Source organism: Mesorhizobium sp. M6A.T.Cr.TU.017.01.1.1, from assembly GCF_004023115.1.
Taxonomy (GTDB): Bacteria; Pseudomonadota; Alphaproteobacteria; order Rhizobiales; family Rhizobiaceae; genus Mesorhizobium; species Mesorhizobium mediterraneum.
This window is the reverse complement of the sequence record NZ_RZTA01000088.1, coordinates 1-20071: the sequence shown is the minus strand read 5'-3', so window position 1 is coordinate 20071 and position 20071 is coordinate 1. Positions and strand designations below refer to the sequence as shown.

At 61.5% G+C, this 20071-nt stretch carries 23 protein-coding genes, 2 tRNA genes and 1 pseudogene; 16 read left to right on the top strand and 10 right to left on the bottom strand.

Annotated elements, in window-relative coordinates:
* Positions 1-4: 4 nt before the first annotated feature.
* The gene (locus EOB36_RS24110; protein WP_245467874.1) at positions 5-502 is read right to left on the bottom strand and encodes a GNAT family N-acetyltransferase; all 498 of its coding nucleotides are present in this window, start codon (positions 500-502) and stop codon (positions 5-7) included.
* A gap of 20 nt (positions 503-522) precedes the next feature.
* On the bottom strand, positions 523-1287 hold the full coding sequence (locus tag EOB36_RS24105) for a copper homeostasis protein CutC (protein ID WP_128285887.1): 765 nt from the start codon (positions 1285-1287) through the stop codon (positions 523-525).
* Positions 1288-1536: 249 nt separating this feature from the next.
* Here EOB36_RS24105 and EOB36_RS24100 point away from each other — a divergent pair, with 249 nt between their 5' ends.
* Complete coding sequence (locus EOB36_RS24100; protein ID WP_095485602.1) at positions 1537-1992, top strand: carboxymuconolactone decarboxylase family protein; 456 nt, start codon at positions 1537-1539, stop codon at positions 1990-1992.
* 49 nt (positions 1993-2041) lie between these two features.
* Here the strand turns inward: EOB36_RS24100 and EOB36_RS24095 are convergent, their stop codons facing one another.
* Positions 2042-2950, bottom strand: coding sequence for a LysR family transcriptional regulator (locus EOB36_RS24095; protein ID WP_095485528.1), 909 nt, complete (start codon positions 2948-2950; stop codon positions 2042-2044).
* Positions 2951-3051: 101 nt separating this feature from the next.
* Here EOB36_RS24095 and EOB36_RS24090 point away from each other — a divergent pair, with 101 nt between their 5' ends.
* The 4 genes from EOB36_RS24090 to EOB36_RS24075 all read left to right on the top strand — a co-directional run bounded on the left by EOB36_RS24090 (position 3052) and on the right by EOB36_RS24075 (position 5683).
* Entirely contained in the window at positions 3052-3555 is a 504-nt protein-coding gene (locus EOB36_RS24090; RefSeq protein WP_128285886.1) for a nuclear transport factor 2 family protein, read from the top strand.
* Positions 3556-3566: 11 nt separating this feature from the next.
* The gene (locus tag EOB36_RS24085) at positions 3567-4553 is read left to right on the top strand and encodes a CocE/NonD family hydrolase (protein ID WP_095485526.1); all 987 of its coding nucleotides are present in this window, start codon (positions 3567-3569) and stop codon (positions 4551-4553) included.
* Positions 4550-5110: a nuclear transport factor 2 family protein gene (locus EOB36_RS24080; RefSeq protein WP_128285885.1), complete on the top strand. Its 561-nt coding sequence runs from the start codon at positions 4550-4552 to the stop codon at positions 5108-5110. The genes EOB36_RS24085 and EOB36_RS24080 overlap by 4 nt, the downstream gene beginning before the upstream one ends.
* A 126-nt stretch (positions 5111-5236) precedes the next feature.
* A complete protein-coding gene (locus EOB36_RS24075) occupies positions 5237-5683 on the top strand; it encodes a nuclear transport factor 2 family protein (RefSeq protein WP_164897600.1) in 447 nt (148 codons plus the stop codon).
* A gap of 35 nt (positions 5684-5718) precedes the next feature.
* Here the strand turns inward: EOB36_RS24075 and EOB36_RS24070 are convergent, their stop codons facing one another.
* Both EOB36_RS24070 and EOB36_RS24065 read right to left on the bottom strand, forming a co-directional pair.
* Positions 5719-6153, bottom strand: coding sequence for a cupin domain-containing protein (locus EOB36_RS24070; protein WP_128285883.1), 435 nt, complete (start codon positions 6151-6153; stop codon positions 5719-5721).
* 70 nt (positions 6154-6223) lie between these two features.
* On the bottom strand, positions 6224-7042 hold the full coding sequence (locus EOB36_RS24065) for an AraC family transcriptional regulator (protein WP_128285882.1): 819 nt from the start codon (positions 7040-7042) through the stop codon (positions 6224-6226).
* Between the two features lie 107 nt (positions 7043-7149).
* Between EOB36_RS24065 and EOB36_RS24060 the strand changes: the two genes are divergently transcribed.
* Positions 7150-8322, top strand: coding sequence for an amidohydrolase (locus EOB36_RS24060; RefSeq protein ID WP_128285881.1), 1173 nt, complete (start codon positions 7150-7152; stop codon positions 8320-8322).
* Between the two features lie 81 nt (positions 8323-8403).
* On the opposite strand, the gene EOB36_RS24055 is transcribed toward EOB36_RS24060, so the two are convergent.
* Together EOB36_RS24055 and EOB36_RS24050 are read right to left on the bottom strand one after the other, a co-directional pair.
* A complete protein-coding gene (locus EOB36_RS24055; RefSeq protein ID WP_127294150.1) occupies positions 8404-8838 on the bottom strand; it encodes a hypothetical protein in 435 nt (144 codons plus the stop codon).
* A 72-nt stretch (positions 8839-8910) separates the two neighbouring features.
* Positions 8911-9210, bottom strand: coding sequence for a DUF1236 domain-containing protein (locus tag EOB36_RS24050; protein WP_095485521.1), 300 nt, complete (start codon positions 9208-9210; stop codon positions 8911-8913).
* 307 nt (positions 9211-9517) lie between these two features.
* Between EOB36_RS24050 and EOB36_RS24045 the strand changes: the two genes are divergently transcribed.
* From EOB36_RS24045 to EOB36_RS24035, 3 genes are all read left to right on the top strand, one after another.
* Entirely contained in the window at positions 9518-9709 is a 192-nt protein-coding gene (locus EOB36_RS24045) for a DUF3606 domain-containing protein (RefSeq protein WP_095485520.1), read from the top strand.
* Between the two features lie 303 nt (positions 9710-10012).
* Positions 10013-11422: a sensor histidine kinase gene (locus EOB36_RS24040; RefSeq protein ID WP_095485599.1), complete on the top strand. Its 1410-nt coding sequence runs from the start codon at positions 10013-10015 to the stop codon at positions 11420-11422.
* Positions 11422-12096, top strand: a complete 675-nt coding sequence (locus EOB36_RS24035) for a response regulator transcription factor (protein WP_095485519.1) — start codon at positions 11422-11424, stop codon at positions 12094-12096. Before EOB36_RS24040 ends, EOB36_RS24035 begins: the two co-directional genes overlap by 1 nt.
* 34 nt (positions 12097-12130) lie before the next feature.
* Here the strand turns inward: EOB36_RS24035 and EOB36_RS24030 are convergent, their stop codons facing one another.
* Positions 12131-12709, bottom strand: a complete 579-nt coding sequence (locus EOB36_RS24030; RefSeq protein WP_128285880.1) for a hypothetical protein — start codon at positions 12707-12709, stop codon at positions 12131-12133.
* 679 nt (positions 12710-13388) lie between these two features.
* The gene (locus EOB36_RS24025; RefSeq protein ID WP_128285879.1) at positions 13389-14108 is read right to left on the bottom strand and encodes a DUF1236 domain-containing protein; all 720 of its coding nucleotides are present in this window, start codon (positions 14106-14108) and stop codon (positions 13389-13391) included.
* 440 nt (positions 14109-14548) lie between these two features.
* Between EOB36_RS24025 and EOB36_RS24020 the strand changes: the two genes are divergently transcribed.
* Together EOB36_RS24020 and EOB36_RS24015 are read left to right on the top strand one after the other, a co-directional pair.
* The gene (locus tag EOB36_RS24020) at positions 14549-14794 is read left to right on the top strand and encodes a DUF982 domain-containing protein (protein WP_348631820.1); all 246 of its coding nucleotides are present in this window, start codon (positions 14549-14551) and stop codon (positions 14792-14794) included.
* 687 nt (positions 14795-15481) lie between these two features.
* Positions 15482-15937, top strand: coding sequence for a BA14K family protein (locus EOB36_RS24015; protein WP_128285878.1), 456 nt, complete (start codon positions 15482-15484; stop codon positions 15935-15937).
* A 136-nt stretch (positions 15938-16073) separates the two neighbouring features.
* On the opposite strand, the gene EOB36_RS24010 is transcribed toward EOB36_RS24015, so the two are convergent.
* Positions 16074-16148, bottom strand: a tRNA-Asn gene (locus tag EOB36_RS24010).
* A 221-nt stretch (positions 16149-16369) separates the two neighbouring features.
* On the opposite strand from EOB36_RS24010, the gene EOB36_RS24005 reads away from it, so the two are divergent.
* The 5 genes and pseudogenes from EOB36_RS24005 to EOB36_RS23985 form a co-directional block, all read left to right on the top strand.
* Positions 16370-16630 (top strand): hypothetical protein, encoded by a 261-nt coding sequence (locus EOB36_RS24005; protein WP_029353198.1) that lies wholly within the window; start codon positions 16370-16372, stop codon positions 16628-16630.
* A gap of 320 nt (positions 16631-16950) precedes the next feature.
* A tRNA-Cys gene (locus EOB36_RS24000) sits at positions 16951-17024 on the top strand.
* Positions 17025-17131: 107 nt separating this feature from the next.
* A complete protein-coding gene (locus EOB36_RS23995; protein WP_128285877.1) occupies positions 17132-17800 on the top strand; it encodes a protein-L-isoaspartate O-methyltransferase in 669 nt (222 codons plus the stop codon).
* Between the two features lie 184 nt (positions 17801-17984).
* A complete protein-coding gene (locus EOB36_RS23990) occupies positions 17985-19382 on the top strand; it encodes a TolC family outer membrane protein (RefSeq protein WP_095485485.1) in 1398 nt (465 codons plus the stop codon).
* Positions 19383-19594: 212 nt separating this feature from the next.
* A pseudogene (locus EOB36_RS23985) lies at positions 19595-20071 on the top strand (DUF2497 domain-containing protein); the annotation flags it as partial.

Below are 20071 nucleotides of genomic sequence, written 5' to 3'. Positions count from 1 at the left end.
CGCCTCAGCCGGTGATCTGCCTGGAATAGTAGCGCACCGCCTTCTTGCCACCGTGGATCACCGCGTCGCCGACCTCGACGAAGCCGAGCGCTGCGTGAAAGGCATCCGAAGCCGGGTTGGGCGGCTCGGCATTCACCTCGCAAGTGACGATGGTCTGGCCGGCACGCAGGGCATGGTCGAACAGGTCCTTATAGAGCCTGCGGGCATGGCCGCGACCACGCGCTTCTCCCGCGACGACGACACGGTCGACATAGACGAAGCGCGGATAACGCTCGCGAAACCACAGGAAGTTCGGGCTGTCGTAGCGGGCGTCCTGGTCGAAGGTCATGATGAAGGCTTCGAGCGCACCGATGCGACGCGCATAAAACGCCTCGGCGAGCAGGAAGGACAGGCGCTCTGGCTCAAGCCACGACAACTCGGCCGCGTGCTCGTTGTTGAGGGCGAGGACGGCGGGCTCGTCCTGCGGCGAGACCCGGTCGATCGGCAAGCGTGCTTGCGTCACGTGTTTTCTTCCTTCCGGGATCATGCTCTCGCCGCCGCAATCGTCGCCGCCACCAGCGCCGCGTCGGTCACCGTGTTGCGGTACTCGCGGTCGAGGTCGGTGCCGCCCATGCCAACCTGGGGATTGCGGTAGCGCATGGCGCTCGGCACGTCCTTGAGTGCGGCGAAGTGCATTTCCGTCAGTCCGGTTTTTTCCCGCACCTCGGCGATATTCCCCGGGTCGAGCCCGCCGCAGCCGAGAATGATGATGCGCTTCCCCGCCTGCCGGACGAGGTCCGCCAGCAGGGCTATGCCTTCCAATGCGGTGTCGCGCTGGCCGCTGGTCAGCACGCGGCCGACCTTGCTGCGGATCAGCGCTTCCAGCGCTTCTGCCGGATCGCGCGTCATGTCGAAGGCACGGTGGCAGGTCACGTTCAAGGTCCCTGCCGCCTGTGCCAATTCGCTCACGCGCTTTTCGTCGATGGTGCCGTCGGCGCTCAGGCAGCCGACGACGACACCGGCCACGCCAAGCTCGCGCAGCGCGAGCACATCGGCGAGCATCGAGCTGTATTCGGCCTCGCTGTAGAGAAAATCGCCGCCGCGCGGCCGCACGATGACGTGGAATGGGATCGTCGCCAGCTCAAGCGCGGCGCGCACGGTGCCAAAACTCGGCGTGATGCCGCCTTCGACGAGGCTGGCGCACAGCTCGACCCGGTCGGCGCCGGCGGCCTGGGCGGCGAGCAGGCCATCTATGCCTTCGACGCAGATTTCGATCAGCGGCAGGCGAGGGCGTTCGGTGTCGGTCACGGGGGCATCCGTTGCTGATTCAAGACGTGCAGCCCTAGCATCGGGCTCCTTGCCGTGAAAGCCGGAACTATTGGCTCAACGCGCGACAGGTCGTTGCCGTTTGCATTGCCGCCAATTCCTCACTTGACACATTCATAACTCGTGAGTTATGCGTCAATTCATAACCAATCAGTTATTGTTTTGCATAGACGGCGCGACATCCGGCTCGGCAGAACGCACTCGCACAAAACACGTCTGAAGGAGACCACCATGCAAGCAAGACTGAAAAACCCTGTGCTTCTCATTCCCGGCGCGCTGCAGGCGCTGCTCGCGCTGGACAAGTCGACGGAAACGGCTGACCTGCCCTATGTGACACGCAAGCTCGTCCATTTGCGCGCCAGCCAGATCAATGGATGCAGCGTCTGTATCGACATGCATGCGCGCGAATTGAAGAAGGCCGGCGAAAAGGACGAACGCGTCTTCACCGTATCCGCCTGGCGGGAGACGCCGTACTTCACAGACGCCGAACGCGCGGCTCTTGCGCTTGCCGAGGCAACAACCCGGCTCTGCGACCGGCCGGACCCGGTGCCGGACGCGATCTGGGACGAGGCCGCCCGGCACTATGACGAGAAGGCGCTTGCCGCCCTGGTCGTCCAGATTGCCCTGATCAACGCCTTCAATCGCCTCAACGCCGCCACCAGACAGATGGTCGGCGCCTGGGGGTGAGCCGGAGCGGCTCGCCGATCTGCGCCGTGGCTGGTTTCGCGGCGGCGCGTCAGATCCGCAAATTGTGCGCGTTCGCGCGCACGAAGTCGATGAAGGCCCGCAGCTTGGGCGGGACGAGGCGGCGGCTGGGATAATAGAGGTGGAGCGGTTCGTAGCTGGGACAGAAAGGCTCCAGCACCTTGACCAGCGCGCCTGAGGCGAGAAGTGGCGCAGCGAGGCCTTCGACGGCGAAGGCAAGGCCAAGCCCTTGCGCGGCGGCGGTAATGCAGAGCGGAAGTGTGTTCACGATCAGGCGTGCGTCCGGCGTGAACTCGACATGGCGTCCATCGACGACGAACTCCCAGGGCGAGATTGCGCGGGTGCGGGTGAAGGCGAAGGCGATGCAGCGGTGGGCGGCGAGGTCGGCCAGCCGCGTCGGCGTGCCGTTCCTCGCCAGATAGTCCGGGCTCCCCAACACGACCGTCTGCAGCGGCCCGCCCAGACGCGCGCCGATCATATCCTTCTCGAGAAGCTCGCCGATCCGCAGACCGGCATCGAAGCCCTGAGCGGCGATATCGACGAAATTGTCGTCGAAGATCACGCTAAGCCGCACTTCCGGGTAAGCGTCCATGAACGGCCCCATCAGCGGCTCGATCAGCAGCGGCGCGGCGATCCACGGCAGGCTCAGGCGCAGCGTGCCGGCGGGGCGATCGCGGGTCTCGCGTAGCGCCGCGCCAGCTGCCCAGATCTCCTCGGCCGCTGGGCGCACGTGGTCGAGGTAGTGGGCGCCGGCTTCGGTCAAACCGACGCTGCGGGTCGTGCGGTTGAGGAGCCGCACCCCCAGACGCTCCTCGAGCCCCTTGACGGCCTCGCTCAACGAGGCCGGAGCGACTCCGAGTTCGGCGGCAGCGCGGGTGAAGCTCTTGGCCTCCGCGACCTTCACGAAGGCGACAATCCCGCTGAACTGGTCGAGGCGCATTGTGAGGAAATTCCAAATAGCCTTGTCGAACTATACGGATTTTTCCGGCGAACAAAAAGCGTCATGTTGGGTCCGACGAAACAGGCAAGGAGACAGGACCGATGACCAGGCTTGCTTCGCTTGCCGCCGGCGCTCTCCTGGCGGTGTCTACCTCCCCCGCGAACAGCGGTCCGCAGGAAGACCGCAACATCCAGCTCATCAAGGACTATTACGCTGCTTACGCGACCGGGAATCCGGAGGCGGTCCGGCCCTTCCTCGCGCCCGACATCGTGTGGCGCATTCCCGGCCATCATCCGCTCGCCGGCGACAAGCGGGGGCCGGAGGAGGTGGTCGCCTTTTTCCGCGGCCTGGCCGACGGCAAATTCAGGGCTGAGCCGATCTTCTTCCAGGCGCAGGGCGACCTCGTCGTCGACATTCATCGCGGCTGGTCGAACGTCGGCTCAGGTCCCGAGATCGACCAGCTCTACGCCCTGATGTTCCGCATCCAGGACGGCAAGATCACTGAAGCACAGAATTTTTTGACCGACATGTACCAGTCGGATGCCTTCTACTGGGCGCACTACCCGCTGAAGCCACTGCCTGGCCGACTGGCGGATGACCGCTGAGGAGACTTGCGATGCTGAAAACCTTGACATTAGCCGCTGCAATCGCCGTCGCGCTCGCCTCCACTGCCTTCGCCGCACCGCGCGTCGAGCGCGTCACTTTCGCCTCGCATGGCGAGCAGATCGTCGGCGACCTCTATCTGCCCGAGGATCTAGACGCGATGGAAGCTCGGCCCGCGCTGGTCGTGACCGGCGCCTGGATGACGGTGAAGGAACAGATGTCGGCCCGCTACGCCCGCGAGATGGCCGACCGCGGCTTCGTCGCCTTGACCTTCGATTTTCGCGGTTGGGGCGAAAGCGGCGGCGCACGTCGCCAATACGAGGATCCCAGCGCCAAGATCGCCGATATCGAGGCGGCGGTCGCCTATCTCGCGACCCGGCCCGAGACCGACAAGGACCGCATCGGCGGGCTCGGCATTTGCGCCAGCTCCGGCTACATGGTCACTGCCGCCGCTAAAAATACGGCGATCAAGTCGGTCGCCCTAGTCGCGCCCTGGCTGCACGATGCCGAGGTGGTCGAGAGGACCTATGGCGGCAAGGACGGCGTCGCGCAGCTCGAAGCTGTCGGCGATGCGGCCGAGGCCGCGTATCGCAGCACCGGCAAACAGGCCTTCCTGCCCGCCGCCAGCCTGACCGACGATCGCGCGATCATGTTCAAGGTACCTTATTACACCGAGCCCGATCGCGGCATGATCCCGGCCTGGCGCAACGAGACCGATCCGGCCTTCTGGCGAGGGTGGCTGACATTCGATGCGATCCAGGCTGCTCCGCGCCTGCACCAGCCCTTTCTGATGGTGCATAGCGAGGCGGCTGCTATCCCGCAGGGCGCGCACAAATTTTACACGCGGCTGACCAACTCCAAGCCCAAGCGGGTGCTGTGGCTCGACGAGGTTACCCAGTTCGACTTCTATGACCGCGCCGCGCCGGTGAAGGCGGCGAGCGACGCTGTCGACGCGCACTTCCGCACCACGCTGGGCAGTGCAGGGAAGGCGGGACAATGAGCCCCGTCAGCCGCCGGCACGTCTTGGCCTCGGCAGTCTTCGTCGCGACGCTCGCCGCCACCCCTGCGCCGGCCTTGAGCACTACGCCGTCCCCAGCTGCGCTGACGGTCGAAGAGAGGATCGCCATTGCCGAGGCAGTGGCGGGGATCGGCCTATATGCCGATTTGCGCGAATGGAACCAGGTCAAATCGTATTTCGCGGCCCGCGTCACGACCGACTATACGAGCCTTTTCGGTGGCGAGGTCGCGACCAGCGACCGCGACGCGCTGATTGCCCAGTGGCAAGACCTGCTGCCGGGCTTCGACGCTACCCAGCACCTCATCACCAACATCGTTGTCGAAGGCGCGGGCAACGATGCCGTTGCGCGCAGCCATGTTCGCGCGACCCACTGGATCGCCACCCGGTTCTGGACGGTCGGTGCCAGCTATCTCCACCGGTTGGTGCGGACACCAGAAGGCTGGCGCGTCAGCGCCATTTCCATCCATCGCTTATACGAGGAGGGCGACCGCGCCGTGCTGACCGCCGCCGCGGACCGGATGAATGCAGGGGCTAAGTGAGCATTCGGATTTGCGCATGCCCGGTCGTGCGGGTTGCTCGGAGCGTCATCAATGTGAATATTGATCGACATGTCGGGGTAGGCTTGGCGCATGCGGTATCAGTGCCGCGAACTGCGGAGGCAAGACATGACCCTTTCACTGCAGGAGATTTCGGATCGGCTTGAGATCGAACAGCTGCTTATTCGTTATTGCTACGCCGTGGACGATCGCGACTGGGAAGCCTATCGGAACGTATTCACACCCGATGCCGTGCTTGACGACACTGTGACGGGCGGAATCAGGAGCGGTGTGGAAGAGCATATTGCTTTCATGAAAGGCGCCCTGTCGAAGATATTGATCTCGCAGCATGCCATTTCGACAATTCTTCTTGAAGTCCGAGGGGACGAGGCCAGCGCGCGCGTGCATTGTTCCTCGGCGAAGGCAAAAGGCAGGTCTTCTTCCAAGGGCTCTGGTATCGCGATCGCGTCGTGCGCACGACCGAGGGTTGGCGCATCAGCGAACTCGTCGAGGAAGGATATTGGACTCACAATTTACCGGAAGGGTTCACGTTCTGACCTCCGTGGCGGGCTGTAAGGGTCCGCCACGGACGCTGTGTTCAGAAATGCCAGCTACTGGCGCAACACCGTGTTCTTGGTGCCTTCTTCGACCTGATCTATGACCAGCAGCTTCACCGGATCGGCGCCGACATTGGTGGCCTGATGCCACTGCCCGATCATTTCGATGATGAAATCGCCTGACTTGTATGTGTTGCTCTTGCCGGTCTCGACATTGGTGACCTGAAGGGTCCCGGCCTCGACATACGCATAGCGGGGAAACGGGTGCTTGTGGACCGGCAAGGTCGCGCCCGGCGCGATCTCAAAGGACGAAACCAGGACCTGCACGTTTTTCTGCGGCAGCACTATCGGCTGGCCGGAGGCGGTTTCCGTGCGTGAGGCAAGTGGAGACACGACAACCGGCGTCCCGCTGCTGTCCAGCGCTTGAGCGGCATTCGCAAATAGCGAGGCCGCGAGCAGCAGCGTCGTCGATACCAGGATTTTTCGCATGATTCCTCCCAAGCCCAGCTTCACCATCGCGCAGCAGATATCCGCGCGCAAGCGTCTCCTTTCGCGAGGCTTAGGCGCCTCTCCTGAACATGCCAGGCGTCATGCCATGCGCAGCCCGGAACGTGCGGGAAAGATGGCTCTGGTCGGCGAAACCTGCCGCAATGGCGGCATCGGCGAGGCCGAGCCCCTGTTCGATCAAGCAGCTGGCGCGACGCCGTCTCCGGTCGCGGATATAGGCTGCGGGCGTCAGGCCGATCGCCTTCTTGAAATCCCGGATGACCTGGAACCGGGTCACGCGCGCGGCGTCGGCAAGCCGCTGCAGGTTGAGTTGCGAGCCAAGTTCGCTTTCGACAAGATTCTCGTAGAGCGAGAACCTCTGCCACGATCCCGAGCTTTCGACCTCCTCTGCCAGCCCGCCCCAATCGCCATGCCGAACGATGAGATGCCTCAAGGCGACGAGCAGCGACGCCTCTGCCTGCGTCGCGTCCTGGGACGTCGAGCCTTCATGCGCCGCCGCCAACGCTGTTGCGAGACCGCCGTCCTCGATGATCGCGTGCGAGAAAACCGGAGCGCCATCGCCTCCCAGCTCGCGCGCGACCGTCGTCATCAGCGGCACCGAGGGATAAAAGGTCCGGTAGGCCCAGCCTTCATCAGCACCTTGTTCCCCGTCATGCCACTCCTCGGGATTGACGACGGCAATAGTGCCTGCCGGAGCGACAACGCTGTGGCGTCCGATGCGAATGCGTTCGCAGCCAGAAGTAATCAGCGCGATCACATAGGTGGGGTGCGTGTGCAACTCGTAACGATGCTGCGTGAAGCGCGCCTTGAACAGGCCAAGGTCAGGGAAGCAGGGATGACGCCAGTATTTACTGGTTTCGTTCGCGTGCACGTCTTTCGTCCCTACTGCGGTCAATCTGGTTCAAGACGCCTCTTGTGCGACCTTCTAATCGTGATTCCGATCAAACCGCCCCGTTGCCGGCGTAGAAGGAGAGCATCGTGCTCCATAATGACCCCATCGCCGCCCTGACGCCAGAGGTCGTAGCCTGGCGCCACCACATCCATTCCAATCCGGAACTCGGATTCAACGAGCACGAAACCGCACGCTTCGTCACCGAGAAACTGCGCTCCTTCGGCTTCGACGAGGTTCATGAGGGGATCGGCGGCACCGGTGTTGTCGGCATCCTGCGCAGCGGCACGGGCACACGCGCCATCGGTCTTCGCGCCGAGCTGGACGCGCTTCCGGTCGTGGAGAAGACCGGCTTGCCCTATACCTCCAGGAATGCGGGCGTGATGCACGCCTGCGGCCATGACGGCCACACCGCCATGCTGCTCGGCGCCGCCAGACTGCTCAGCCAATCCCGTGCCTTCGACGGCACCGTCTATTTCATCTTTCAGCCAGCCGAGGAAAACGAAGGCGGCAGCATGCGCATGATCGAAGACGGCGTGTTCAAGCGCTTCCCGGTCGAGGCGATGTATGCCGTCCACAACTGGCCGGGGGTCAGGCTCGGCACGATCGCCGCTCGCGTCGGACCGCAGATGGCGGCGGTCGACAATTTCGAGCTGACCTTCGAGGGTCTTGGCGCGCATGCCGCCATGCCACAGCTCGGCGACGATCCGATCCTGGCGGCGGGTGCGTTTGTCCAGGCCGTTCAACGCATCGTCAGCCGCTCGGTCGATCCGCAAACCGCGCTTGTCGTCAGTCTCACCCAGATCCACGGCGGCAATGTCGGCAACATCGTGCCGGGCAAGGTCTGGCTGCAAGGCACTTGTCGGTTTTTCGAGCCGGGCCATTCCGATCACTGCGAGAAGCTGATCGGCGAGATCGCCCGGGGCATTGCCGCAGCCCATTCGCTCAAGACCACGCTCGATTACAGGAAGGGCTATCCGCCGCTCATCAACACCGCCCACGCGACAGCTCGCGCTGTCAAGGCGGCCGCCGCAACCGTCGGGAGGGATAACGTCTCGACCGAGTTCAGCCCGAGCCTGGGCTGCGAGGATTTCGCCTTCATGATCCGCGAGGCCGGCGGCTGCTACGTGTGGATCGGCGCCGGCGATGTCGGCCCCGGCGAGGGCCTGCACGGCGATCGCTATGTCTTCAACGACGAAATCGTGCCGACTGTGATGCGCTATTACGTCAATCTGGTTGAGCAAACGCTTGCCGTCTCGTGAACCGTCAGAGGGGAATTGATGGTCCAGCGAGAACTGCCGATCTGAACGCGCTTCGTCGTCAGCGCGCCAACCCGGCGCATTTCACCCGGCCGTGGCCTCGAGTTGCTCTAGGGGAACGGGACTTCCGAGCGCCGCCTGCGCCGTATCGGCCTGGTTTTCGTCGACATGCGCCATCACGAGAATAACTCCTTGAACAAGGTTGGGCTCACCCGGTTTTTTGGCGAGTGTCTGGAGAAGCCCACCAGCAAAGCCGCCGCAGGCTCCTCCGACGAGAGTCAGGCCAGCCGCCGCTCCGACAGGATCAATGCCGGTGGTTCCAAAAGTCCACAGGCCGATTAACAGACCAGCTGCCGCGCCAAGGGCGGCACCGCCCGGACCGCGCAGGACAGCGCCGATTTCGTCGTCGTAGGGTCCGATGACGCTGATCTGTTCGTGAGAAACTCCTGCCGCCTGAAGCGCGGCAACGGCACGCGCTGCCTGGTCGCGGGAATCGAAGAGTCTGCTGATTGTTCTCATTTGACGCTGCCCATAACATAGTCGCCCGCCGCTCGTTTAGAAGCGGCGGGCGTCTCCTCCCTCTCGTTCAGGTCACTGAATGATTTTGACGATCTTGCGTGTGCCTGGATCAACGACAACGGTCCGATTGTCCACGACAACGTACCGGTATTCGACGTCGGGAACTTCATGAAGCTCGACCGTATCGGGTAGCGTTGAGCCGATATTGAGTTCCACCCCGGGGAGCTCCACCGATGCGAGCGGCTGCTTTTCCACATATTCCCTAATGACGGTCTCCTGCTCAGGCGCGATGATCACGTCCTGAGCGGCAGCGGTGCCGACACCTGCCAATAGCAGAAATCCGGCGGCTGCAGTGGAAAGACGCATTTTCATGGTTGCCTCCTTATGTGAGCTCTCTTGGCATCATTCTTCGCGCTAGACTCGCTCAAACATGAGACCGCTGCAAACGTTCCTTGGCTGGGCTTCGGTCCGATCCGTGAGGCCCTGCCGTTGGACTTAAGTCTGATCTGCTGCGCGCAATGGGGCCGGATGTCGAGCGGTCCGGAACCGCGATTGCCCGGACTCGTTCGGCGCAAATTTACGGGACGAGTTCATGGAGAGGGGTGGCCGCCACCCTCATTCGGCAGCCCGCTTCCGACCGACATTTCTCACCCGTGTCAAACTCGCCAGGAGAAAGGAAATGGCCGACGAGAAAAGCAACCAAGACTTCCTCGACCGCAGGCGCCTGTCGGTCGACGAGTACTACGAGGTGGAACATTTCGCGCGAGAAAATGGCGTTTCGCCGAGCCAAGTCAGTAGGCTGATCAAAAAGAACGGTAACGATCGGATGACGCTCACTCAAGCGGTGAGAGCATTGCGCGACCAGAAGTGAAAAATACGCCGCACCTTCCGCCGCGATTGGCGATCAGGCGTTGCACCATCTGTGCCGGGGAGATCGAAAGCATCGGAACTGGCGCTTCATGGCTTTGCTGCCTCGCTCAACGAGGGCAGTGGAGCTTATGCGAAAAAACCGCCGGGTGTGGTTTCCGTCCAGTCTGTAAAGCCCTAAGTTCCCTAGGGATTGATCAGTTGCAGATCAAAGATGGCGTCGCTTAGCGTCGTTCGACAACAGATTGGCCGGTTCTCTCGAATCGTGCCGCTGGCGCGACGCGCCGCCGACTGGGCCGTTGGGGATATGGCGCCATACAGAGCGACAGGACTGATCGATCGATGGAACGCACTGTCGCTGGCCACTCAGTTTCTGCTCGCGGGCGGACTATTCTCGCTGTCGGCGATGATCGTGGTGGGAATTTCCGTGACAAGCCAGATAGAAGCCGCGGTGACCCGGAACTCGGCTTCTGCGACAGCTCTCTACGTCGACAGCGTTATCGCGCCGCTGCTCCCCGACATGCGCAGGAGCGAAGTGCTGGAGGAGAGCGTTGCTCATGCGCTGGATGAAACGCTGGGGCAAGGCGCGCTCGGCAAAAGGCTCCAATCCTTCAAGCTCTGGCGCCGCGACGGAACCATCCTCTATTCGACCAACAAAGATTTGGTCGGGAAGCGCTTTCCACCCAGCGACAATCTCCGGGCCGCATTCGCAGGCGACATGGTCGCTGAATTCGACAAACTCGATGACCTGGATAGCCAGGCTGAGCGGGACAGCGGCTTGCATCTTCTTGAAATCTATAATCCGGTACTTCAGCCGTGGTCGGGCGAAGTCGTGGCTGTTTTGGAATTTTATGAGATCGCCACCGATTTTGAAACGAACCTCCGGCAGGCACTCGTCCGAACCTGGCTCGATGTCGCTGCCGTCACCGCAATTTTTTTCCTCGGGCTTTCGGCGATCGTCTTTCGCGGCAGCCGCACGATTCGTTCCCAGAGCCGGTCATTGAAGCAGCGCATTGCCGAACTTTCCGATCTGCTTGCTCAAAACCGGATGTTGAGATTGCGGGTGCAGCGTGCTTCGCAGCGCGCCACGGCGCTTAACGAACGTTACCTCAGGCGGATCGGCGCGGACCTGCATGACGGGCCGGCGCAACTGGTTGCCCTCGCTGCACTGGGCATTGACAGTCCCGTGCTTGCCGATCCCGCCACGCCGGCTGCGGCGCGTGCACGCGAATTGCAGGCCATCAAGGCCAATTTGGACGACGCGATGCGAGAAATCAGGAACGTCAGCAAGGGCCTTGTGCTGCCGCATGTCGAGAATGCCGAGCTGACCGAAATACTCGAGCTTGCCGTGCGAGCGCACGAAGAGCGGACCGGCGTCAAAGTGATGCTGTCCATGACCGGGGGGCACACATCCTTGTCGCCAGCGGCCAAGATCTGCCTCTTTCGCTTCATCCAGGAGGCGCTGAACAACGGTTTCCGCCACGCCGGAGGTGCCGGCCAATCGGTCGCGAAACATTTCGACGGGGAGCGCGTTTTTATCGAGGTTTCCGATACCGGCCCCGGTTTTGACCCGAAGATCGTCCACCCTGAAGGGCTGGGGCTCGTCGGGTTGCGTGAGCGGGTAGAAAGCCTCGGTGGCCAGTTTGCCGTAACATCTTCACAAAATGGCACGATGGTGAAAATGGTTCTCAATACAGTTGAAATGGGACAGGCGTGATGCCAGCAGCCATAAAACTCGCCGTCATCGATGACCACCCGCTGTTCAGGGAAGGCGTCGTGCGCACTCTCGAGCAGATCGGCGGCTTCGAGATTATTGCGCAAGGCAGCAGCAGAGATGACGCCCTGCGGATATCGGAAGACCAGCAGCTCGATATTCTCCTGATGGACATCTCGGTGCCTGGAGGGGGCCTGAGTGCGATCGAGCCGGCTCTGCAGCGACACCCGGATCTGAAAATTGTGATGCTGACGGTTTCGGAGGAGAACCAGGACGTCGTGACCGCCTTGCAGAGCGGGGCACGAGGCTATGTCCTGAAGGGTGTCGGGTCGAGAACCCTGGCCGCCATACTGCGCACGGTGGCGCTAGGCGAAAGATATGTTTGCCCGCAATTGTCGGCGCGTGTGCTGGTCGACTTGTCTACCCGATCAACCACGACGGCGAAAGCCGACGTGCTGGCCGAACTCACCAGTCGCGAAAGAGAGATCCTGACGCTCGTTGCCGCGGGATTGAGCAACAAACGGATCGGTCTTCAGCTGAACCTGCACGAGAAAACCATAAAGCACCACATGACGCGCATTCTTTCCAAGCTCAACGTGAGCAACCGGACCGAAGCTGCGATGACGTTGCGCGACGCCACCGAGCGTCAGCATTCGCCTGTTCCCCATTCTGCCTGAAGCAAATGGGGCCTTGCGGCCCGTGAACTGGTCATCACTCGATCATGGCGAGCAGTCTTGCCCGATCGGAGTTCGTTGCCTGCCGCCGAATGATGGTGCGGCCCATGGCATCCCGCATTTCATAATGGCGACCGTCGATGCGCTCGCTGAGCCCGTTGGAATGCACCACACCCACACTTGGCCCGTGCACTTCGATCCGGTCTCCAGTGGCCGCATTGATATATAGTTTTGGCTTGTTGCCGGGGTTTACCGCGGTGACCGCATCTTCGGGGGGATTGTCTTTCGGTGATTTTGATTTGCCCTTGCCCGCGCCGTTGGAGTTTGAATTCCCGGGGGTTCCAGAATTTCCAGCGTTCCCAGAATTTCCAGCGTTCCCAGAATTTCCAGCATTCCCGGAGTTTCCGGCGTTTCCAGAATTTCCAGCGTTTCCGGAATTCCCGTTGCCACCATTCTGTGCCCAGGCGACCTGCGGGCTGAGCGTCAGGGATAGGCGGTCTTGTCCCACACGGTAGGGGCTCATGACGAGAACCAAGGTCGATGCAGCGAGGCAAATGGCGACGCGAAGCCTTCGTCGCCGCACGACAGGCGTCATCAATAAATTTGCCAATGTCACGTTAGAAATATCCTCTAACCGTTACGGTCTGCGCTGCATTATGCCTATTGTTTCCGAGCCAATCCTCTGTGCGCTGCACCGACTTGTCACGCTTCCGCCATCACAAGGCGATGTCAAGGCCCACCGGTCTCAGGGGAGAAACCGGTGGGTCTCGCTAGCGCAGGAAGGGACTCATTGCTGCGCAAGCGTGTTGCCTTCATCGATCGGGTCCCATCAGCCGATAATAAGCCCAACGGCCGCAACCCCGAACACCAAGCCAAATACCGGGAAAAGCAGCCAACGTGCCTGCTGAATGCTGTGGTCCATTGCAGCCTCCTGTCAGGGGGGTCGGCATCGCAACGACGCCTGCCGGAGCCCGGTTCCTGAAACTCCCCTATTGGGGGCTTTTGCGATAGCAGCCCCGGACCAAAGCACTGCCTGTGCCAGCCCATGGTCTGCCAGCCGGTAGACTGAAGTCCTGCCCGGGGTTGATGAAGGCACCGTCGAGGGATGATCGATGAGGGTTCGGCCGGAAGGGTCCTCGACACGCAAAATGCCCGCCAGCTTGAACAGCGGGGTGTACCGGCGACATAAATGGCCGTCGCCGTCCGATGAGTGGAGACTGCCCTCCAACTTCAAACGATGAATGGTGAGGGGCCCGCCGCGGGTGCGGCGAGCCCCTTCACGCCCGACAAAGGCGTTAGGTCAGAATAAGGACGATCTTGAGCGTATCCGGGTCGACGATGACGATTCGGCCATCAGCCAACACGAAATACTCGTAGGATTCGTAAGCCGGGACGATCTTGACAATTCGCGGTGGCAGACGATGCAGTCTGACCTTCTGCCGCGGGACCTCGATGCCCACGGAGATGTCAAAATCGACGTCGGAAACCGGTTCGACCTTCTCCTCCTTCAGGACCTGGGTGATTTCCGTTTTCTGTTCAACGGTCACATTCTCGATCGAGCCGGTCGATGTCTCATCCTGCTGAGTGGAGGTCTTGCCCTGGGTTTGCTGCTCGGTGGTGGTACCGGCCTCGCCCTGGGACTGCTGCTCGGTCTGGACCTTCCCCTTGTCCTGCGCCTGTTGCTCGGTTGTGGTGCCAGCCTCGCCCTGGGTCTGCTGCTCGGTCTGGACCTTCCCCTTGTCCTGCGCCTGTTGCTCGGTGGTTGCGCCGGCCTTGCCCTGAGCCTGCTCATCGGTCCGCACCTTCGCTTTGCCTTGAGCCTGCTCCTCGGTGGCGGTACCGGTCTCGCCCTGGGTCTGTTCGCCCATCTTCGAGCCCTTCGGACAATCGGCCGAGCCGGGTGCGCAACCGGTGCCGGCGCCCGGTTGGATTTCGGCCGGCTGCTGTTCCTGGGCAAGTGCTGCTCCGCAGCCAACGCCGATGGCCAGCATACTGGTGATCAGAACTTTTTTCATGAGATAATCTCCTTCGAAAAGTCTGTCCCTTCAGGGGGGGGAACCACCTCCAAGAAATTTTGTTCCAGGCGAATTGACCGGGCGGAGCACTGTACGCGTTCCACAGCGACCAATCTCCGAACATGAGCCTGCGGTTTGTCCTTTGAGAATGGAACACTGTCCCGCCACGAAAGTTTAAACGCCAGCAGCATCGTATTGTCCCCTCATACAAATGCTGCGAGATCGGTGGCCCCGATCAGCCCGCGTCCTCTCCCCGAGGGCGCGGGCTTTCTGCTGTTGTGAGAGCCTGCTGTAGATCCGCATGCAGTCTCAATCTTACGATGAGTTTGCTTCAATCCCCAAATTGATGTCCTTCCTTGACAGCAAAAAGTGCTGTTCACATATTTTCCCGCAGCCGTCGCTCACGGCTCTCGTGGAAGCTCAAACACTCGTTCAGTTGAATGGAGGTTCTAATGAACGACAGGACTTTCGACCGGCCTGTTTTCGTCAAGAAAGGGGCGTTTATGGTGGAGGAAATCGGATGCTTGGCTGATGCTTTCGAGTTCCTGGAGGAATGGCCGAAGAACCGTAGAGGGCCAATCTTTGACACGGCGTTCCGAGCTTGCCAGCGCGCTTATGATAGCCAAGTCCCATTTCAGTTGCACGCGAAGCTTTTGCCGGCTTCGCCAGATCGGCCAAAATCCTAGCGGACGTCTCTGCAGCTATGCCCTGGATGACGGCACCGAAAACCGGTCGTGGTGGCGTGACGGCCTAACCGAGGTAGTGCCTGGCGAAAGATGGCCGGCGCCGCAGGGGGCGGGGAAGGTGGGGTTGCCTAGGTTGGCGCCGGCCAAGCGGCGTTGGGGTTCGCCACGAAGAAAGAGTGGCAAAATTCGCCGGATTGATTATGGCGTGATCGCGGAAGTTCGCCGGTCTAGCCATAGCAGGCGCACCTCGATGCTTCCGATCCTGTCCCGAGCTGGGCGAGATACATCAGGGTCCGGCTGCGTACAACAGGCGCAGAACGCCCGTGCTGCTCCAAGATGCGATCATGACTTTGGTCATGAGATTTTTCTTCCCAAAGCTATAGGATCCGCTCGCTCGTGGCAGGCTACGCCGCCATATTTGCGGTGACTGTCCGGTAAGTCGTGGCCGGTCTCAGACATACCGGCTGCTAACGATCTGGCCACTCGGCTGTAATGCCGGACGAGACTCGTGTTTTACGACGGCTATATTAAAATGGATTAAATCGCGGTTGACCATACTTCGCCACTTTATTCAAGACTAGCCCGGTTTCACGGTTTTTGTCTTTGATAAACGGCGGCGAAATAGTAAGGTGGCCTGTAACATTCGCTTTAGGGAACTGAGCCTCAACTTTCGTTTAAGGAGAGATCATGAACAAGATCATGTCGGGTTTGCTGGCGGCCGCGTTATCGGTATCGTTCGCGACCACCATAGCAGTGCCTGCTGACGCAGCTCAGATATTCCTGCCGCAAGCGCCGTCCGTTTCGACTGATGTGCAGACGGTTGACCATAATCCGTGGGGGAAGCGCCACAACCGCAAAAACCGCAAATTTTCGCGCCACGATGGCTCCCACTGGAACGGCCATCGCGGTTATCGTGAGTACCGTCGCGGCCATCGCCGTCATGGCGACTACTGGTTCCCGCTGGCTGCATTCGCCACCGGCGCGGTGATCGGCAGTGCGATCATCAACAACAACCAGAACCGTGTTAATCGTGGCGACGCCCATGTCGAGTGGTGTTACGACCGGTACCGCAGTTACCGCGCGTCCGACAATACGTTCCAGCCCAACTACGGACCTCGACAGCAGTGCAATTCGCCCTACTGATTCGGCGAGTTGAATGTTGACAGAGCCCGTGCCGGCAACGGCGCGGGCTTTTTATGCCGACTGACCGCATCACCGCACCCCGCTTCGGCGGGGAGGCTGCCATTTCCTGATAGCTTCAATGGGTATGCGTGGAATTTGGCTCCCCGGGCCGGATTCGAACCAGCGACCAACCGGTTAACAGCCGGTTGCTCTACCACTGAGCTACCGGGGAACAGACGCTCTCATGTGAGTGGCGCAGCCTATAGCAAACCCGTTTCGGCTTTGCAAAGAAGCATTTCGTATTTTTCGGCGCTTTTTCGCGCGACGACTTCTCGCAATCATGTGCGCGCGTCCTCATATGAGCCGTCTGACGGGCTGCGCGGAACCGAAAAGGTGGTTGCGGCATTCGTCAGCTGGTGCTTTTACTTTGCCCGAACGGACCACCAACCAGACATGAGCGCAGCAAGCCACAACCATCCACCGGCACGGAAAATATCGGTCTTCGGCCGTCAATTCACCATGCCGCGCTCGCGCGGCCTCAGGATTGCGATCGGCGTCGTGCTGATCTTCGGCGGCATTCTCGGCTTCCTGCCGATCCTGGGCTTCTGGATGATTCCGATCGGATTGCTGGTGCTCTCCTACGAGTTTGCCTTGGTGCGCCGCCATCGGCGCCGGCTCGTCGTGTGGTGGGAGCGGCGGCGGCGGCCGAACTGACGACGTGGCAAGCCTCTGTGAGGGGCGCGTCTTTCCAGCCCGACTCGACCCGGCTAATGCCCGGAGCGCTTTCCCGGCCCTCGCAATTCTCCTTCAGAATGGCGGAGCCTTCTGCTTACCCGACGTAAGTCCAGGCCCTGGGCTTCTCTTTGCCATATTCGATACTTAACGGTTAACTAATGTATTAATTGCAGCATGCGTGTCGACGATTCGACACGTGGCATCATGGCCCAGAGGAAACCGTCCGGAATGCACCATGGCCGCTTGACGGCATTTTCGCCGCAACCTATTGGAACCGGGTGGAACGCCGGGAGCAATGAGGCCTCGTGGCGGAGTGGTTACGCAGAGGACTGCAAATCCTTGCACCCCGGTTCGATTCCGGGCGAGGCCTCCAATTGCCCAAGCTCCCGCGCACCAGCGCCAGGGGGCTCGAGTTCCGGTCGAAATGAGCCGCGGCCCCGGCGCGGCGAGCAGATTGGTTTTGGGCAGATTGGTTGGGATATGAGCGCTGATTTTGCCGAACGCCGGGTGAAAATGGTCGATGGCCAGATCCGCACCACCGACGTGACCAGCGCGCCGTTGCTCGACGCGATGCTCGTCGTGCCGCGCGAGGCCTTTGTCGCCCCCGGCCAGCGCGATCTAGCCTATATCGACGAAGACATCCGCATTGCCAATGGAGCGGATGGCCCACGCTATCTCATGGAGCCTTCGCCGCTGGCCAAGCTGATGCAATTGGCCGAGATCGGCCCTGGCGATTCGGCGCTCGATGTCGGCTGCGGCACCGGCTATGCGGCGGCGATCCTGTCGCGGCTGGCAAAGTCGGTCGTCGCGCTGGAAAGCGATCCGGCATTGGCCGAGACCGCCATGTCGACGCTTTCGGCGCTGGGCTGCGACAACGTCAGCGTGGTCAAGGGATCGCTGCCGGAAGGCCATGCCGCGGAGGCGCCCTACGATGTTATTTTCATCGGCGGCAGCGTGGAGAAAGTGCCGGCATCGCTGCTCGACCAGCTTGCGGAGGGCGGCCGTCTCGTCGCCGTCGAAGGGCAGGGGAATTCGGGTGTGGCCCGATTGTTTCTTAAGACAGGGGGGGTTGTAACCGGAAGAGGCGCATTTAATGCGGCAATTAAGCCACTACCGGGATTTGAACGTATCCGTGCGTTTGAGTTCTGAATGATTTTGGCTTGCAGCAGAGGCGTTGTCATGTTCGCTTGCGCTTGAACAATCGTTGCTGATCCGCATGACTGGGGTACTCTTGGGGGCTGACAGCAGGGAACCTGAAACACACCGCGCCGGCTGCTCGAATGAGAGAAGCCGGCGCGGTGCGGTTCCCATGCAAAACGAATGAGGGAATAACGTGCCGTCTTTACGCAAGAGTCTTTTTGCCGCCGTCCTTGTTTCCGCGACCGCGCTTTCTCCGCTGGCCGCCTCGGCGGAAACCATCCTTGGTGCACTTTCAAAAGCCTACCAGAACAATTCTTCACTCAATTCGGCCCGCGCCGGCGTCCGCGTCACCGATGAGGGCGTCGCCATCGCCAAGTCCGGCTGGCGCCCAACCATCACCGGTTCCGCGAGCATCGACTACTCCAGCAGCCGCAACACTCGCTTGAACCAAAGCGTCAACTTGACCACGGGTAACTTTGGCGTCCAGATCGACCAGACCCTGTTCGACGGCTTTCAGACCAAGAACAACGTCGCCGCCGCTGAATCGCGAGTCCGCGCCTCGGTCGAGAGCCTGCGCAACACCGAAGAGAATATCTTGTTCAACGCGGCAAGCGCCTACATGGACGTGATTCGCGATCGGCAAGTGGCGGTGCTGACCGAGCAGAACCTGCAATTCCTGACCGAGCAGGCGCGCGCGGCGCGCTCGCGCTTCGAGGTCGGCGAAGGCACCCGCACCGACGTGGCGCAGGCCGACGCCGAGCGCTCCTCCGCCGTGGCGGAACTGGCCGCGGCCCGCGCGCAGGCGCTGGCGAGCGCTGCGACTTATCGCCAGATCGTCGGCGACGAGCCGGGCAGACTCAGGGCCGCTTCGCCGCTGTCGAAGCTGTTGCCTTCAAACCTCGACGCGGCAATCGCGATTGCATCCATTGAGCACCCCGCCATCCTCGCCACCCAGCATCTGGTCGACGCGGCGGCATTTTCGGTGAAATCGTCCGAAGGCGCGCTGCTGCCGCAGGTCTCGGCTTCCGCCGGCGTTTCCAGCACCTATCGCGACACGAGGGCGGGTCTGGGCGTTCCCGATTCGGCGCAGGATGGCACAACCAATTCGGCCAGCATCGGTGCCACACTGACTATACCGATCTATTCGGGCGGCCGGAACTCGGCGACGGTGCGCCAGAATAAGGAATCACTCAGCCAGGCGCGGATCGAGGTCGATGTCAGCCGCGACACCGTGCGGCAAGCCGTGACCTCGGCGTGGACGCAATATACTGCCGCCCAGCAAACCGTGGTGGCCAACAGGCAGGTGATCGCCGCCGCGCAACTTGCCTTGAGCGGCGTCATCGAGGAGCGCAATGTCGGCCAGCGCACCACGCTCGACGTTCTCAATGCCCAAGCCACCCTGATCACTGCCAAGATCAACCAGGCCAGTTCCGAACGCGATTTGGTGGTGGCGAGCTATGCCATTCTCTCGGCGGTCGGTCGCCTTTCGGTCGATCGTCTCGCTCTTCAGGTGACGAAATACAGACCTGAAGAGCATTACAATGCGGTCAAGGACAAGTGGATCGGTCTGCGCACCCCAGACGGTCGCTAATCGTTCCACCAGTTTCAAATCTCGTCCAATTTCAAAGTATTAGAGCCCGTGCGTTCAAAAGAATGCGCGGGCTCTAATCTGTTGAAATCCAACACACCCTCAGATTGGGGATTCTCGTAAGGCGATCCGTCGGTTACGCTGTTGCCATGATTCGAATCCGGCTTGGCCGGACTGGAAATCTGCAACGAGTCACAAGGGCGGCGGATGTGACGATGGCGACGGCAAGCAGCGTGCAACGCGAACCTTCCATGGAAGAGATACTGGCTTCCATCAGGAGGATCATCGAGGACAATGATACCGGTCGCAAGCAGCCGGACGAAGCGGACGACCTGCTGCAGGATTTGGCGTCGGTGACTGTGCCAGCACCGGTGGCCGGGGCGCCGCCGGAGGCAGGCAGGGCGCCGTCGGGGGCAGGCGGGACGCCGCCGGAGGTGGATGCGTTTCGCGCCGAATTGCGTCCGGGATTTGACGCCAGAAGGCCGGCCACGCTGGCTGAGGTGCAGAGGCCTCCATCGGCCGCCGAGCCCGTCGTCGCGCGCATGGAGCCGCCGGTGCGTTCCGATCCGGCTCCGCTCAAAGCTCCCGTGACGCTTGCCGGGGTCGCTGGCGAGCCGGCCCCGACCGCCAAGCCGGCTGCGACGGCAACGGTTGCGGAAACGACCGACAGCATCGTTGCCGACTGGCGGCGT